Origin of the sequence: Streptomyces sp. NPDC050161, assembly GCF_044460025.1 — a bacterium.
Classification (GTDB): Bacteria; Actinomycetota; Actinomycetes; order Streptomycetales; family Streptomycetaceae; genus Streptomyces.
Genome location: NZ_JBITJM010000029.1, coordinates 21,880 through 36,750, shown reverse-complemented (window position 1 = coordinate 36,750; position 14,871 = coordinate 21,880). Strand labels below are relative to the sequence as shown.

The 14,871-nt window shown below is 71.3% G+C and carries 12 protein-coding genes; 8 read left to right on the top strand and 4 right to left on the bottom strand.

Features of this window, described 5'->3' with window-relative positions:
• Positions 1 to 52: 52 nt before the first annotated feature.
• Positions 53 to 1,135 carry a sugar phosphate nucleotidyltransferase gene (locus ACIBK8_RS32370; protein ID WP_399045875.1) on the bottom strand — a complete coding sequence of 361 codons (1,083 nt, stop codon included), beginning with the start codon at positions 1,133 to 1,135 and terminating at the stop codon, positions 53 to 55.
• Between the two features lie 371 nt (positions 1,136 to 1,506).
• Here ACIBK8_RS32370 and ACIBK8_RS32365 point away from each other — a divergent pair, with 371 nt between their 5' ends.
• The 4 genes from ACIBK8_RS32365 (at position 1,507) to ACIBK8_RS32350 (ending at position 7,585) form a co-directional block, all read left to right on the top strand.
• Positions 1,507 to 2,268 carry a TIGR03089 family protein gene (locus ACIBK8_RS32365; RefSeq protein ID WP_399045874.1) on the top strand — a complete coding sequence of 254 codons (762 nt, stop codon included), beginning with the start codon at positions 1,507 to 1,509 and terminating at the stop codon, positions 2,266 to 2,268.
• Between the two features lie 158 nt (positions 2,269 to 2,426).
• Positions 2,427 to 3,782 (top strand): LCP family protein, encoded by a 1,356-nt coding sequence (locus tag ACIBK8_RS32360; RefSeq protein ID WP_399045872.1) that lies wholly within the window; start codon positions 2,427 to 2,429, stop codon positions 3,780 to 3,782.
• A gap of 225 nt (positions 3,783 to 4,007) precedes the next feature.
• A complete protein-coding gene (locus ACIBK8_RS32355; protein ID WP_399045870.1) occupies positions 4,008 to 5,795 on the top strand; it encodes an LCP family protein in 1,788 nt (595 codons plus the stop codon).
• 68 nt (positions 5,796 to 5,863) lie between these two features.
• Positions 5,864 to 7,585 (top strand): LCP family protein, encoded by a 1,722-nt coding sequence (locus ACIBK8_RS32350; RefSeq protein WP_399045869.1) that lies wholly within the window; start codon positions 5,864 to 5,866, stop codon positions 7,583 to 7,585.
• Between the two features lie 68 nt (positions 7,586 to 7,653).
• Here ACIBK8_RS32350 and ACIBK8_RS32345 read toward each other — a convergent pair whose 3' ends face one another.
• A complete protein-coding gene (locus ACIBK8_RS32345) occupies positions 7,654 to 8,676 on the bottom strand; it encodes a glycosyltransferase family 2 protein (protein WP_399045868.1) in 1,023 nt (340 codons plus the stop codon).
• A 263-nt stretch (positions 8,677 to 8,939) separates the two neighbouring features.
• On the opposite strand from ACIBK8_RS32345, the gene ACIBK8_RS32340 reads away from it, so the two are divergent.
• Genes ACIBK8_RS32340 through ACIBK8_RS32330 form a run of 3 tightly spaced genes read left to right on the top strand, consistent with a single transcriptional unit; the run spans position 8,940 to position 11,508 of the window.
• On the top strand, positions 8,940 to 10,400 hold the full coding sequence (locus tag ACIBK8_RS32340; RefSeq protein WP_399045867.1) for an LCP family protein: 1,461 nt from the start codon (positions 8,940 to 8,942) through the stop codon (positions 10,398 to 10,400).
• Positions 10,397 to 10,885, top strand: a complete 489-nt coding sequence (locus ACIBK8_RS32335; protein WP_399045865.1) for a hypothetical protein — start codon at positions 10,397 to 10,399, stop codon at positions 10,883 to 10,885. Before ACIBK8_RS32340 ends, ACIBK8_RS32335 begins: the two co-directional genes overlap by 4 nt.
• 41 nt (positions 10,886 to 10,926) lie before the next feature.
• Positions 10,927 to 11,508: a VanZ family protein gene (locus ACIBK8_RS32330; RefSeq protein ID WP_399045864.1), complete on the top strand. Its 582-nt coding sequence runs from the start codon at positions 10,927 to 10,929 to the stop codon at positions 11,506 to 11,508.
• Here the strand turns inward: ACIBK8_RS32330 and ACIBK8_RS32325 are convergent.
• A complete protein-coding gene (locus tag ACIBK8_RS32325; protein WP_393689200.1) occupies positions 11,459 to 12,013 on the bottom strand; it encodes an acyl-CoA thioesterase in 555 nt (184 codons plus the stop codon). The two genes, ACIBK8_RS32330 and ACIBK8_RS32325, sit on opposite strands and share 50 nt — an antisense overlap.
• A 193-nt stretch (positions 12,014 to 12,206) precedes the next feature.
• On the opposite strand from ACIBK8_RS32325, the gene ACIBK8_RS32320 reads away from it, so the two are divergent.
• Positions 12,207 to 13,520: an LCP family protein gene (locus ACIBK8_RS32320; RefSeq protein WP_399045863.1), complete on the top strand. Its 1,314-nt coding sequence runs from the start codon at positions 12,207 to 12,209 to the stop codon at positions 13,518 to 13,520.
• Positions 13,521 to 13,580: 60 nt separating this feature from the next.
• Here the strand turns inward: ACIBK8_RS32320 and ACIBK8_RS32315 are convergent, their stop codons facing one another.
• Entirely contained in the window at positions 13,581 to 14,753 is a 1,173-nt protein-coding gene (locus tag ACIBK8_RS32315) for an acyl-CoA dehydrogenase family protein (protein ID WP_399045861.1), read from the bottom strand.
• Positions 14,754 to 14,871 lie beyond the last annotated feature (118 nt).

Sequence of the window (14,871 nt, the reverse complement as noted above, 5' to 3'; positions counted from 1 at the left end):
GGGGGTCCTGGGCGGGGGCCCGTGGCCGCCCGTTCTCCGTCCGCCCGGCCGTCTACTCGTCCGACGAGAAGCGGATCGACCCCGCGGGGATGGCGGCGTCGCACCACACGCGGATGCCGTCGCGCAGTTCGTTGTCCGCGCCGATCACCGCGCCGTCGCCGATCACCGCGCCGTCCAGCACCGTACGGGCCCCGATCCTGGCCCCCGCGCCGATCAGCGAGTCACGGATCCGGGCACCCGGCTCGATCACCGCGTCCGCCAGCACCGCGCTGCCGTCGATCCGGGCGCCGGCCCCGATCCGGCTGCCGGGCCCGGCGACGCTGCCGCCGGTGAGCTTGGCGTCCGGGGCGACCTGGGCGGTCTCCAGGACCAGCCGCTCCCCGCAGCGCCCCGGTACGGCGGGCGAAGGCGCCCGGCCCAGGACGAGGTCGGCTGAGCCGCGGACGAACGCCTGCGGGGTGCCGAGGTCCAGCCAGTAGGTGGAGTCGACCATGCCCTGGAGGTGGGCGCCGTCGGCGAGCAGCCCGGGGAAGGTCTCACGCTCGACGGAGACCGGGCGGCCCGCCGGGATGGTGTCGATGACCGAGCGGTTGAAGACGTAGGCACCGGCGTTGACCTGGTCGGTGACGATCTCCTCCGGGGTCTGCGGCTTCTCCAGGAAGGCGCTGACCCGGCCGGTGGCGTCGGTGGGCACCAGACCGAAGGCGCGCGGGTCATCGACCCGGGTCAGGTGCAGCGAGACGTCGGCGCCGCTGGTGCGGTGGGTGTCGACGAGTGCCGGGATGTCAAGACCGGTGAGGATGTCGCCGTTGAAGATCAGGACCGGGTCGCCGGGCGCCGAGTGCAGCCGGGAGGCGACGTTGCGCAGGGCGCCGCCGGTGCCCAGCGGCTCTTCCTCGGTGACGTACTCCAGGTGCAGCCCCAGATCCGAGCCGTCGCCGAAATACGGTTCGAAGACCTCGGCGAGGTAGGACGTGGCGAGGACGATGTGGTCGACACCCGCCGCGCGGGCGCGCACCAATTGGTGGGTCAGGAACGGCACACCGGCCGCCGGGACCATGGGTTTGGGCGTGTGCACCGTCAGCGGGCGCAGCCTCGTGCCCTTGCCGCCGACCAGGAGGATCGCTTCAGTCACCTTGTCTTCTCTGCTTCCTGCTGGGGTCGGCCGATCGGCGGACCAGTGTAGGCAGACGGTTTTCCGGTCGGGGTCGGCGGGACGGACGACGGCGTGCGGGACGGGCAGGGCCGGGGGCCCGACGGGGCGGAGGGCGCGGCCCGCCCGCAGCCGTGGTCGGTAGGACGTGGACGGCGGTGCATCGGTTCACTGCGCACGCCACTTCACCGCGCCCGTCCGTGCGCCGCCCGCGCTGACGGGCCGTGCGCCGCAGGCCCCCGCGGGCGGACACCGCCGCGTCCGCCGGGGCTTGACGGGCCGTCGGCCGCACCGGGCGGACGCCCGTCCGGATCCGCCGGAAGGCCGGTCCGCGCCCGCGTAATCTTGCGACGGTGAACGCCACCGATCGCACCCCCGCCGACCTGCTGCGTTCCGCGCTCGCCGCGGACCCGGCCCGCCCGCTCGTGACCTTCTACGACGACGCCACCGGCGAACGCGTGGAACTCTCCGTCGCGACCTTCGCCAACTGGGTGGCGAAGACCGCCAACTACCTCCAGGGCGACCTCGCCGCCGAGCCCGGCGACCGGCTGGCGCTGCTGCTGCCCGCCCACTGGCAGACCGCGGTCTGGCTGGTGGCCTGCTCGTCGGTCGGGGTGGTCGCCGACGTGGGCGGCGACCCGGCCGCCGCCGACCTCGTGGTCAGCGGCCCCGACGGGCTGGCCGCCGCCCGCGCCTGCTCCGGGGAACGGGTGGCGCTGGCCCTGCGCCCGCTGGGCGGCCGGTTCCCGCAGGCGCCCGATGGCTTCGCCGACTACGCGGTGGAGGTACCGGGCCAGGGCGACCGCTTTGCGCCGTTCGCCCCCGTCCGGGCCGACGACCTTGCGCTCGCCGTCGGCGGCGAGGAACTGACCGGGTCCGGCATCGCGGCCCGCGCGCTCGCCGACGCGGCAGCCGCCGGACTGCCCGAGGCGCCGCGGGTGCTGTCAGGACTCGCCTACGACAGCTGGCAGGGCCTGTCGTACGGCCTGTACGCGCCGCTGGCCACCGGCGGATCCGTGGTGCTCTGCCGCCACCTCGACCGGCTGGACCAGGAGGGCACGGCCGCCCGCAAGGCCACCGAGAACGTCACGTTCACCGCGCCCGCCGCCGTCTGAGGGCCGGGCTCCCGCGCACGCCCCGCGTCCCCCGTCCGGCGGACCGCGAAGTCCGCCCGGACGGCCCCGCCGCCGGTTCGGGGCCATGATCAGAAGGGGGCGGGGGTGGGTTCGGGGGCGGGGGGACGACGCCGACTCCGGGAAGGACGGACACCCACGTGACCAACAGCCCCGAGAACCCGTCCGTCCCCGATGGCCCTGACGAGGGCACCGGGCCGACGCCGCGGCAGCCGGCGCCGGGGACGGCCTCGGGGCCCACCGCCCATCCCCCGCCTGCCATATCCGACGTCCCCCCGGACGGCACCCCGAAGCGTTCCCCGGCCCGTTCCCCGGACGGCGCCCCGCCCCGCCGCAGGCGTCGCTGGCCCCGCTGGGCGGCTCTCGGTGTGGCGGTGGTGCTGCTGGGGCTGGCCGGTACCGGCTATGCGCTCTACAGCAAGCTCAACGGCAACATCCACACCGACATCGACACCCAGGCCGAGCTGGAGAAGTACGAGGCCGAGCGGCCCAAGGGCGGCCCGACGAACGCCGAGGACATCCTGCTGATCGGCTCCGACACCCGCGGCGGCGGCAACGGCGAGTACGGCGCGGACAACGGCACCCAGCGCTCGGACACCACGATCCTGCTGCACCTGTCGGCCGACCGGCACAGCGCCACCGCGGTGAGCATCCCGCGCGACCTGATGGTGAAGGTGCCGTCCTGCACCCGCACCGACGGCAGGCGGATGCCGGCCCAGACCACGCAGTTCAACTGGGCGTTCCAGTTCGCCGGTGCCGCCTGTGCGATCCGTACGGTCGAGAAGATGACCGGCATCCGCGTCGACCACCACATGATCATCGACTTCGTCGGATTCAGGAAGGTGGTGGACGCGGTCCACGGCGTCGAGGTCTGCCTGCCCGAGGCGATCGACGACCGTCAGGCGCGGCTGAGTCTTCCCGCCGGGCGGCAGACGCTGCGCGGCGAGGACGCGCTCGGATTCGTACGGGCCCGCAAGAGTCTGGGTAACGGGAGTGACACTCAGCGTATGGAACGCCAACAGCAGTTCCTTGGCGCTCTCGTGAAGAAAGTGCAGAGCAATGGTGTGCTGCTCAATCCGACCCGGATCTATCCACTGCTGGATGCCGCGACGAGTTCTCTCACCACCGACAAGGGCCTGGCTTCGCTCACCGGCCTGTACGAATTGGTGCGCAGCATGCGCAGCATTCCTGCGTCTCATGTGCAGTTCATGACCGTGCCGCGCAGGGAGTACCGCTACAACGCCAATCGCGACGAGTTGGTGCAGCCGTCGGCGGACCGTCTGTTCCGCAGACTGGCCAAGGACCAGCCGGTTTCCGTGCAGCCGCCGCCGCGCACGACGGACGGTCCCGCATCGGGCCCGCCGGGTGACACCCCTTCACCGAACGCGTCCGATACGGCATCCTCCGATGAGAAGGCGGGGAGTTCCCCCTCTCCGTCCGACGGTTCGGGTCCTGCGTTTCCCGGAACCACCGCAGACCGCGGGATCTGCGAATAAAGATGCCGCAAAGGACTCTCGACGACTCGAATGGATTGGGCGGAATGCCCAGTTGTAGGCAAGTGGAATTTGTCACGGGCGTCGTTCCGCGCTGAACTGGGCGGATAGTGTGAGCGATCCGGTCGCTCGACCAGCTGACCGACCGACCACGAAACTGCACGACCGACCGACCCGAGCGCCCGAGGGGGAGGCGCTGCGTGGCACCGACGGAGGACTCAAGGCACCGTGGACGCGCAAGGCCGTGGGCGGGCGGGCGACAATGTCGATCCCGCCGATCAATGGGTGTTGAACCCCGAAACCGGCAACTACGAACTGCGCCTCGACCCTGCCGGCGGAGCGGCGGCCCCGCCCTTTGCCCGTAAGGCACCGGGCCCCGGGGACGGGCGCCCTCCGGCGGGCACGGGCGGCGACACCGACACGCGTGAGCTGCCGACGCAGCGCGACCGAAGAAGCGGACGTGCGGCCGGCGCCGCCCCGGCGGCCGGCAGCGGTGCGGACGCCGGGCGCCCGGCGGGCGGCAGGGCGGCGGCCCGTAAGGCGGGCCGCACGGCATCGGCCGCGGCCGATGGCCCGGCGAGCCGGCGCAAGCCGAAGCCGAGGAAGTCCGGGAAGAAGAAGGCGCTCTACTGGACGTCGGGTGTCCTGGGCTTCGTCCTGGTCGCCGGCGGCGGTGGCGCGTTCTACCTGTACCAGCAGTTGGACGGGAACATCTCCAAGGTCGACGTCGGCATCCAGAACGACGCGGTCACCGACGGCCCGGTGAACATCCTCATCCTCGGGACGGACGCCCGCTCGGGGAAGGGCAATCAGGGCTACGGCGACAGCGGCAGCGTCGGGCACGCGGACACCACGATCCTGATGCACGTCTCCAAGGACCGGACGAACGCGACCGCGCTGAGCATCCCGCGCGACATGGTCACCGACATCCCCAACTGCCCGACGAAGCAGAAGGACGGCTCGACCAAGGACATCCCCGGACAGCAGGGGGTGCTCTTCAACACCAGCCTCGGCCAGGAGGGCCGCGACCCCGGCTGCACCTGGCGCACCGTCGAGAAGCTGACCGGCGTGAAGATCAACCACTTCATGATGGCGGACTTCAACGCCGTCAAGGAGCTGTCCGAGGCGGTGGACGGGGTCGAGGTGTGCGCGGGCAAGGACATCAACGACCCCAAGTCGCACCTGAAGTTGTCGGCCGGCCGGCACATCGTCAAGGGCGAGCAGGCGCTGGCGTTCGTCCGTACCCGGCACACCGTCGGCTTCGGCAGCGACCTCAGCCGGATCCAGCTCCAGCAGCAGTTCCTCAGCTCGATGATCCGCAAGATGAAGTCGGACGCGTTCAGCAGCCCGGCGAAGCTCTACGACATCAGCCAGGCGGCCACGAAGGCGCTGACCGTCGACACCGGCATCGGCAGCGCGAAGAAGCTGGTGGACCTCGCCGGCGACCTGAAGAAGGTCGACATCGACAAAATCACTTTCGCCACAGTGCCGGTGCTGGACAACCCGGCGAACAAGAACAACGTCATCCTGGACAAGGCGAAGGCGGATCCGCTGTTCCGGATGGTGCAGGCGGACCACACCCTCGCCAAGCCGAAGGGCAAGAGCAAGGGCAAGAAGACGGCGCCGGTCAAGAAGGCCCCGCCGGAGCTTGTCCGGGTCGATGTCACCAACGGCGGCGGCCCGTTCGGCGCCGCCCAGGAGACCGTCGACTGGCTGCAGAACACCAAGGCGGCCAAGCTCTCCACCAACGCGGGCAACGCCCCGGCGAAACTGGCCGCAACCCGGCTGGAGTTCGCCCCGAACCAAGCCGACCAGGCGGCCACCCTCGCCGACTGGATGGGCCTGCCGAAGAGCGCGCTCAAGAAGGCGTCGGCCGACGCCGGTGCGCGCGTGCCCATGAAGCTGACCCTCGGCAAGGACTTCAAGGAAGCCGGCACCCCTATTGAGGCGCCGACTGAAACCCCGGACGGGGTGCAGAACGTCAATGCAGATGACAAGAACATCTGTGCCAAGTGATCTGAGCGAATCCGGCCGCCCCGACCCGGCGCCGACCGCACCACGACCGACTACGGGGAGAGGGCCCAATGCGCCAGAGCAGTGTGCGTGGTGACCGGCCGCGACGACGACAGCAGGCCGACGCACAGGAGCTGGATGACCGGTTCGACAGCCCGTCAGGGAGCAGCGGACCGCCCCCGGACGCGCCCGGCTGGACCCCGGACGACGCGGTCGGCTCCGGCGCCGACTCCCTTGCCGGTGCGGGCCGTTCGGGCAAGGACGGCGGCGGCACGTCCCGCCGGGGCCGGCGCCGTGCGGGCCGCCCGCGCCGCCGCAAGGGCAGCCGGATCCTGCGCTGGACCGCGCTGTCCCTCGGCGTGCTGCTGGTCGCCGGCGCCGGCGGCGGCTACCTCTACTACCAGCACCTGAACAGCAACCTCCGCAAGGACCACCTGGACCTCGGCAGCAGCGGTCTGCAAAAGCCCGAGCCGAACGCCTTCGGACAGAGCCCGCTCAACATCCTGATGATCGGCTCCGACGGCCGGAACAGCGAGAAGAACATCGACCTCGGCGGCTCCCGCGAAGACGCGGACCGCAAGCCGCTGGCGGACGTCCAGATGCTGCTGCACGTCTCCGCCGACCGCAGCAACATGTCGGTGATATCCATACCGCGCGACACCCGCGTTCCCATACCGAAGTGCACCGACCCCGACGACGGCAAGGTCTATCCGCAGACCACCGCCGCCATCAACCAGTCGCTCCAGCACGGCGGTCCCGGCTGCACGGTCGCCACGTGGAAAGAGCTGACCGGCATCTACATCGACCACTTCATGATGGTCGACTTCTCCGGTGTGGTGGACATGGCGGACGCCATCGGCGGCGTCCCCGTCTGCGTCGACAACAACATCTACTCGCACACCCACGACGGCCACGGCAGCGGCCTCAAACTGACCAAGGGCACCCACTCCGTCAAGGGCGTGCAGGCCCTCCAGTGGCTGCGCACCCGCTACGGCTTCGAGGACAACACCGACATCGGCCGGGCCAAGGCCCAGCACATGTACATGAATTCGATGGTCAGGCAGCTGAAGTCGGGCACCAAGCTCACCGACCCCGGCAAGTTGTACGACCTGGCCGACGCCGCCACCAAGGCGCTCACCGTCGACGACGGCCTGGGCTCCCCGAAGAAGCTCTACGACCTGGCGGGTGACCTCCAGCGGGTGCCGACCAAGCGCATCACGATGGTCACCATGCCCTGGCAGTACGGCCCCGGCGAGAAGTACGTGCTGCCCAAGCCGGGCGACGCGGAGCAGACCTTCACGCTGCTGCGCAACGACACCGCGCTGGACGGCAAGGACACGAAGAAGAAGCCGACGCCCGACCCCAAGCCGTCAACGGCCAAGGACCAGCTGAAGGTTGTCGTCCAGAACGGCACCAACAGCACCGTGTCGGGCCCGGTCCCCCACCGCGCCTCCGCCATCCAGCAGCAGCTCGCGCAGCTCGGCTACACCACGGCCGGCACCGACTCGTCGCTCATCACGCAGGCCGACACCACCATCGGCTACCCGGACGACAAGCAGCGCGGCGACGCCCTGGCGCTGGCCAAGTCGCTCGGCCTGCCCAAGAGCGCGGTCAAGCAGTCCGCTTCGGCCGACGGGCTGCGCCTGGTCGTCGGCAACGACTGGCGCGAAGGCACCACGTACCCGAAGCAGGACGCGGACAAGGGCTCCGACAAGGCCCCGGAGAGCGCCGACGCACTCAACGGCGAGGACAAGAAGGCGTGCATGAAGGTGAATCCGATGTACACCTTCTGAGCCACGAGCGGGAAGCGGAAGGGGGCGGGCCCGTGCGGGACCGCCCCCTTCCGCTGCGCCGACGCCGGTTATTCGGCGGGCGCGGTCACCGCCGGGCGGCGACTGGCGATGACCTTCTTCGCGAGCGCGCGCGGGCTGGTCAGGAAGCCCACACCCCACGCCATGTGCATGGTGGCCAGCGCCACCGGGATCTGGACACGCGCCTTGAGCGGCAGCCCCTTGCCCGCCGGTACCGAACCCGCGGCGATGGCGGCCAGGTAGCCGGCCGGGACGACGAAGCCCCAGGGGGTGACGGCGGCGCCGACGACGACACCGGCGGCGATGGCGCACACCGCGGTCGGCGGCGCGAGGTAGCGCAGGTTGATCGAGCCGGAGTGGTAACGCGCGACGACGTGCCGCCACTTGCCGTAGTCCTTGTACTGCTTGGCCAGCGCCTTGACGCTGGGCCGCGGCCGGTACTGCACCTTCAGCTCGGGCGAGAACCACACGCCGCCGCCGGCCTCGCGGATCCGGAAGTTCAGCTCCCAGTCCTGGGCGCGGATGAACTCCTCGTTGTAGCCGCCCTGTTGCTCCAGCACCTCGCGCCGGAAGACACCCAGGAAGACGGTCTCGGCGGGGCCCGCCTCGCCGCCGGTGTGGAAGGCGGCGTTGCCGACGCCGATCCTGGAGGTCATCGCGGCGGCGACCGCGTCCTCCCAGGCGTTCTCGCCCTCGGCGTGCATGATGCCGCCGACGTTCTGCGCACCGGTCTCCTCCAGGAGGCGCACGGCGGTGGCGATGTAGTTCGGCGAGAGCATGCCGTGGCCGTCGACGCGGACCACGACGGGGTGCCGGGACGCCTTGATCGCGGCGTTCAGCGCGGCGGGGGTGCGGCCCGTCGGGTTGGGCACGGTGTGCACCCGCGGGTCTTCGGCCACCAACTCGGCGGCGATCTCGTCCGTACGGTCCACTGAGGGACCGAGGGCGATCACCACCTCCATCTCGCCGGCGTACTCCTGCTCCAGGATGTGCCGGACCGAGCTGCGCAGGTGACGTTCCTCGTTGAGCACCGGCATGATCACGGAGACGGCCGGGGGCTGCTGCTGGGGCATGGTTCCTCGGGGGGACGGCCCGCGGCGGAGCCGCCATCGACGGCAGCGCTCGCCGGGAGACTGCGATATTCCGTCTCACGTTACCGCGAACGAGGGACACGTCCGGACGGTGGCCGGGTGGCGGGGCGGCGGACACCCGGCGTGTGACGCTTTACAGCAGATCGTATGGACTTATGTTGTCCCCACCGGCTTCGTCCCGACCGTTCGCCCCGCAGCTGTGGCCGGCCGCCCCTCGCAACCGTCCCGCCGCGGAGGTGTCCCCCGTGACCGCCCCGTCCCGCTCCGCCCGCACCGCAGCGCACCGTCCGGGCCGCCGGCGTCCGCCGCGCAAGCGCTGGGGGCTGCGGATCGCCGCCGCCGTCTCGGTGCTGCTGATGACCACCAGCGGGGTGGGGCACGCGATGGTCAGCGGCGTCGAGAGCGGCATCGGCAGGGTGGACGCGTTCCAGGGGATGCAGAACCGTCCCGGGGGCGGCGACGGGCTGAACTTCCTGGTCGTCGGCACGGACGGCCGGGACAAGCTCACCAAGGCGGAGAAGCGGAAGTACCACCTGGGCGGGGCGCCCTGTCACTGCACGGACACCCTGATGCTGGTCCACCTGTCCGCCGGGCGGGACCGCGCCAGCGTCGTCAGCCTGCCGCGCGACTCGTACGCCGAGGTACCCGCCCACCGGGACGCGGCCACCGGGGCGCAGCGGCCCCGGCACGCCATCAAGCTGAACGCGGCGTACGCGGAGGGCGGCCCCGGTCTCACCGTGCGCACCGTCGAGCACATGACGGCGGTGCACATCGACCACTACCTGGAGGTCGACTTCACCACCTTCATGCGCAGCGTGGACGCGGTCGGCGGGGTGGAGATCTGCACCGTGCGGCCACTGAAGGACAGCTACACGGGCCTGGACATGCCGGCCGGAAAGGCGCAGCTCAACGGCGGGCAGGCGCTCCAGTACGTGCGCTCGCGGCACATCGACGGGTCGGCCGACCTCGGCCGGATGCAGCGCCAGCAGCGGTTCCTCGCCTCCCTCATCCACAAGGTCACCTCCTCCGGGGTGCTGATGAACCCGGTCCGCGTCAAGGAGGTGGCCACCGCGATGCTGGCGTCCGTACGGGCCGACGCGGGGTTCAGCGCCGACGACATGGTGGACCTCGGGCAGGCGATGCGCGGCTTCTCCGCGTCGTCGTCGGAGTTCGTCTCGGTGCCGCTGGCCAGGAACGGGGTGCGGCTGCCCGACGGCGGTTCGACGGTGCGCTGGGATCCGGTCAGGTCCCGGCAGCTCTTCCAGGCGATCCGGGACGACAAGCCGTTCGCCGCGCACCGGCCGAAGACCGCGGCGCAGCAGCCGCCCGCCACGGTGGTGGACGTGCCGCCGAACCAGATCCGGGTGCACGTCGACAACGGCACCGGGCAGCACGGTCTGGGCCGGGCCACCGCCAAGGCGCTGCACGCCGCCGGGTTCGTCGCCGCCGGTGTCCCGGGCGACGCACCCGGCGCCCCCTTCGCCCGTACGGTCATCTCCTACGACCCGCGCTGGGACCGCTCGGCCCGTACGCTCGCCGCCGCGCTGCCGGGGGCCGAGCTGCGCCGGGCGGCCGGGCAGGGGCCGGTCATGAAGGTCACCGTCGGCGCCGACCACAAGGGCGTGCATCCGGTGCGGGCGGAGGAGCCGGCGGCCGGTTCCCCCGGGCTTTCCGCGATCACCGGGGACGAGGCCGTGTGCCCATGAGCGTCCCCACGCCCCGCACGGCGGTGCGCCCGACGGTGCCGGGGCCTCCCACGGGGCCGGTGTACCTGCGGCGGGCCGGGGTGGCGGCGGCGGCCCTGTGCCTGGTCGCGGCGACCGCGGCGGCGGCCCCGCCGGCTCCGGCGGCGCCCACCGGCTGCGGCGGTCTGGCGGGCGGGCAGCTGTGCCTGCGCGGCCCGGTCGGCACGGCGGGCCGCTACCTCGTGAGCTACCGGCGCGGCGCCGCCGCGGGCCCGGCGCGTGCCATCGGCGGCTCCCGCGCGGTGCCTGGCGAGATCACCGTGCGGCTCGGCTATCAGCGCAAGGACGCAAGGATCACGGCGTTCCCCGGGTGGTTCGGTTTCCGGCGGACGGTGCGGGGCGGCGCCGAGCTGGGCGGACGGGTGGAGATGCTGCCCGGGGAGTGCATCCGGGGCCTCATGGAGCACCGGGACACCGTCTTCGTCACCAAGTGGAGCTGTGGCTGATCCCCGGGTCGGCGGGCAGCACGTTTTGGGAGGGTCGCATCGTGTGGCAGGTCGTACTGGGCATCACGCCGGCGACGGTGGCGCTGTTTCTGCTGGTGGCGACGGCGCTGGCGCTGACGCTCGCGCTGTGGGCGGGGCGGGCGCCGCAGAGCGCTGCGCCGCGCAGGACCGCGGGGGTGCTGCTGGGCTGCTGGCTGCTGCTGGTTCTGGTGATGACGCTGGCGCCGTCGCAGCCGATCGGTTCGGGGGATGCCACGGTGTGGTGGCTGCCGGGTGAGGGCCTGTTCGACCCGGGTGCGCCGCTGCTGCCGCAGGAGCTGTCGATGCTGGTGCGGCAGCAGCTGACGAATGCCGCGCTGTTCCTTCCGGTGCCGATGCTGCTGCGGTTCGCGCTGCCCGGCCGGTCGGTGGCCGCCGCGTTCCTGGCGGGGGTGGGGCTGTGCGTGCTGATCGAGGTGGCGCAGCTGATGATGCGGGCCGGGCGGATCGCCGATGTGAACGACGTGCTGTGCGGGGCCGCCGGGACCGGCATCGGTCTGGGGCTCGCGGCGCTGGCCCGGCTGGCCGCCGCCGTCATGCGTCGTCGAGGCCCTCGGCGGCGCGTCGCTCGCGCAGCTCCATGATCGCGCGCCGCCTGGCGAGGCGGTGCGTGCGGCGGATCTGCGCCTCCTGGTAGCGGCGCCTGTCCCGTTCGGTTTCGGGGACGACCGGCGGCACCCTGCGGGGCGTGCCGTTGGCGTCGACGGCGGCGAAGACGAGGTAGGCGGAGCCGACCTGGGTGGCCGGGGTGGATTCGTTCCAGCGCTCGGCCAGGACCCGTACGCCGACCTCCATGGAGGACCGGCCGGTCCAGTTGACCTGGGCCTTCACATGGACGAGGTCGCCGACCCTGACCGGTTCGATGAAGGCCATCTCGTCCATCGACGCGGTCACGGCGGGCCCGCCGGAGTGCCGTCCGGCGACCGCGCCCGCGGCGTCGTCGACCAGTTTCATGATCACGCCGCCGTGCACCGTCCCGAGGAGGTTGGTGTCCCCGGCGGTCATGATGTGCGAGAGCGTGGTGCGGGATACGGAGGTGGGCTTGCCCGGAAGCGCGCCCTCCTCGCCGGTCGCGGCGGTTTCGGTCATGCGACCACCCTAATCTCGGCCATCCGCGGCCGGACGCGCGCCGTCCGCGGATGCGGTTTTGCCCCGGTGCCGCCGGAATGGTCACGTCCCCTTGCGGTATGCCCTGGCCCTTTGCATCAGCTCTGCAACAGCCCCGGCCCGATCCTGCACCCGGCCTGTAAGGAGGCCCCCTCCGGCAGGCACACTTCCCCCTATGAATGAGTGGCAAGGCGGTACCTCCCGCCCGCACGGTGCCGGGGGTGGACGATCCCGCGACCGGAGCGGGAACGGGTACGGACGCGGCAGCGGCAGCACCCAGCCGGAGGGGGTGCGTGCCATGCCGCAGGTGCGACGCGACGCGGGGTCGGGGTACGGGCGGTCCGAGCCGCCGCTGCCGCCGCAGATGTCCCCGCGCCGGGGCAGCGTGCCGCCGCAGCAGTCCCAGGGCTACGACGACTACGACAGCGGCTACAACACCGGGCAGGTCTACGGCGGTGACGGCGGCGGCCGTGGCGGCGGGCCCGACGGCTACCGCGCCCGGCCGCGTCCCAACTGGGGCCGGCGCATCAAGTGGACGGTCCTGACCCTGGTCGTGGTGTTCGCCGTCACGTCGGTCGCCACGTACTTCTGGGCCGACGGCAAGCTCCGCCGGAAGGTCGACCTCAGCAAGGTCATCGACCGTCCGGCGGCCGGAGACGGCACGAACTACCTGATCGTGGGCTCGGACAGCCGCGAGGGCATGTCCGCCGACGACAAGAAGAAGCTGCACACCGGCTCGGCCGAGGGCAAGCGCACCGACTCGATGATGATCCTGCACGACGGCAGCAACGGCCCCACGCTGATCTCGCTGCCGCGCGACTCGGACGTGGAGATACCGTCGTTCGTCGGCTCGGACTCCGGCAAGAAGTACCCGGGCACCGGGCGGCACACCAAGCTGAACGCGGCCTACGCCGAGGACGGCGCCGAACTGCTGGTGCGGACCGTCGAGTTCAACACCAAGCTGCACATCGACCACTACGTCGAGATCGGCTTCGCCGGGTTCGCCGGCATCGTGGACGCGATCGGCGGCGTCGAGCTGAACATCCCCAAGGCGTTCAAGGACAAGGACTCGGGCTCCGACTTCAAGGCGGGCACGCAGACGCTCAACGGCAGCCAGGCGCTGGCCTTCGTCCGCGCCCGGCACGCGTTCGCCGCCAGCGACCTGGCGCGCACCAAGAACCAGCAGAAGTTCCTGGCGGCGCTGGCGAGCCAGACCGCGACGCCGAGCACGGTCCTCAACCCGTTCAAGCTCTATCCGACGATGAGCGCGGGCCTCGACACCTTGATCGTCGACAAGGACATGGGCCTGTGGGACCTGGGCCAGATGTTCTTCGCGATGAAGGACGTCACCGGCGGCGAGGGCAAGTCCATGAACATGCCGATGTCCGGCATCGTGCACGGCAACGTGGTGTGGGACAAGGCCAAGCTCACCCAGCTCGTCCAGCAGCTCAACAACGACGAGAAGGTCACGGTCTCCGACGACCAGTGACCCGGCCGGTACGCGGAACGGCCCCCGGCGCGACGCCGGGGGCCGTTCCGTGTCCTCGCCCTACGGCAGGTTGCGGGCCATCACGATCCGCTGCACCTGGTTCGTGCCCTCGTAGATCTGGGTGATCTTGGCGTCGCGCATCATGCGCTCGACCGGGTAGTCACGGGTGTAGCCGTAGCCGCCGAGCAGCTGGACGGCGTCCGTGGTGATCTCCATGGCGGCGTCGGACGCGTAGCACTTGGCCGCGGCGCCGAAGAAGGTCAGGTCCTCGGCCTTGCCGCCGGCCGAGATCCGCTCGGACTTGGCGGCGGCCGCGTAGGTCAGCTGGCGGGCGGCCTCCAGCTTCATGGCCATGTCGGCGAGCATGAACTGCACACCCTGGAAATCGCCGATCGGCTTGCCGAACTGCTTGCGCTCCTGGACGTAGCCCTTGGCGTAGTCCAGGGCGCCCTGGGCGATGCCGAGCGCCTGGGCCGCGATGGTGATGCGGGTGTGGTCCAGGGTCTTCATCGCCGTGGCGAAGCCGGTGCCCTCGGCGCCGATCATGCGGTCGGCGGGGATGCGGACGTTGTCGAGGTAGACCTCGCGGGTCGGCGAGCCCTTGATGCCGAGCTTCTTCTCCGGGGCGCCGAAGGAGACGCCCTCGTCGCCCTTCTCCACGACGAACGCCGAGATGCCCTTGGAGCGCTTCTCGGGGTCGGTGACGGCCATCACCGTGTAGTACTCGCTGACCCCGGCGTTGGTGATCCAGCGCTTGACGCCGTTGAGCACCCAGAAGTCGCCGTCCCGGACGGCCTTGGTCTTCATGCCCGCGGCGTCCGAGCCCGCGTCCGGCTCGCTCAGGCAGTACGAGAACATCGCGTCGCCCTTGGCCAGCGGGCCGAGGTACTTCGCCTTCAGCTCCTCGGAGCCGGAGAGGATGACCGGCAGCGAGCCGAGCTTGTTGACCGCCGGGATGAGGGAGGACGAGCCGCAGACGCGGGCCACCTCCTCGATGACGATGACGGTGGCGAGCGCGTCGGCGCCGGCGCCGCCGTACGCCTCCGGTACGTGGACGGCGTGCAGGTCGCCTGCGACCAGCGCGTCGAGCGCCTCCTGCGGGAAGCGCGCCTCCTCGTCCACGGCGGCGGCGAACGGTGCGATCTTCGCCTCGGCGAGCGCGCGCACCGACTCACGGAGCATGTCGTGCTCCTCCAACGGCCGGTACAGATCGAAATCAGCGGTTCCCGCCAAGGTTTCTCACTCCCCTGAGAGCTGACTGCAGTGCTAACTACCGTTAAGTAACCCGTAATCTCCTTCGGATTCTAGGCGCCGGCCGCCCATCGGGATACGTGAGGTTCCCGACAACGTG

What these genes read in the sequence shown, in the direction of transcription:
- ACIBK8_RS32350 (WP_399045869.1), top strand. Translation starts at nt 5,864, where the DNA reads ATGCGCCAGAGCAGTGTGCGTGGTGACCGGCCGCGACGACGACAGCAG.
- ACIBK8_RS32345 (WP_399045868.1), bottom strand. Translation starts at nt 8,676, where the DNA reads ATGCCCCAGCAGCAGCCCCCGGCCGTCTCCGTGATCATGCCGGTGCTC.
- ACIBK8_RS32320 (WP_399045863.1), top strand. Translation starts at nt 12,207, where the DNA reads ATGAATGAGTGGCAAGGCGGTACCTCCCGCCCGCACGGTGCCGGGGGT.
- ACIBK8_RS32335 (WP_399045865.1), top strand. Translation starts at nt 10,397, where the DNA reads ATGAGCGTCCCCACGCCCCGCACGGCGGTGCGCCCGACGGTGCCGGGG.
- ACIBK8_RS32325 (WP_393689200.1), bottom strand. Translation starts at nt 12,013, where the DNA reads ATGACCGAAACCGCCGCGACCGGCGAGGAGGGCGCGCTTCCGGGCAAG.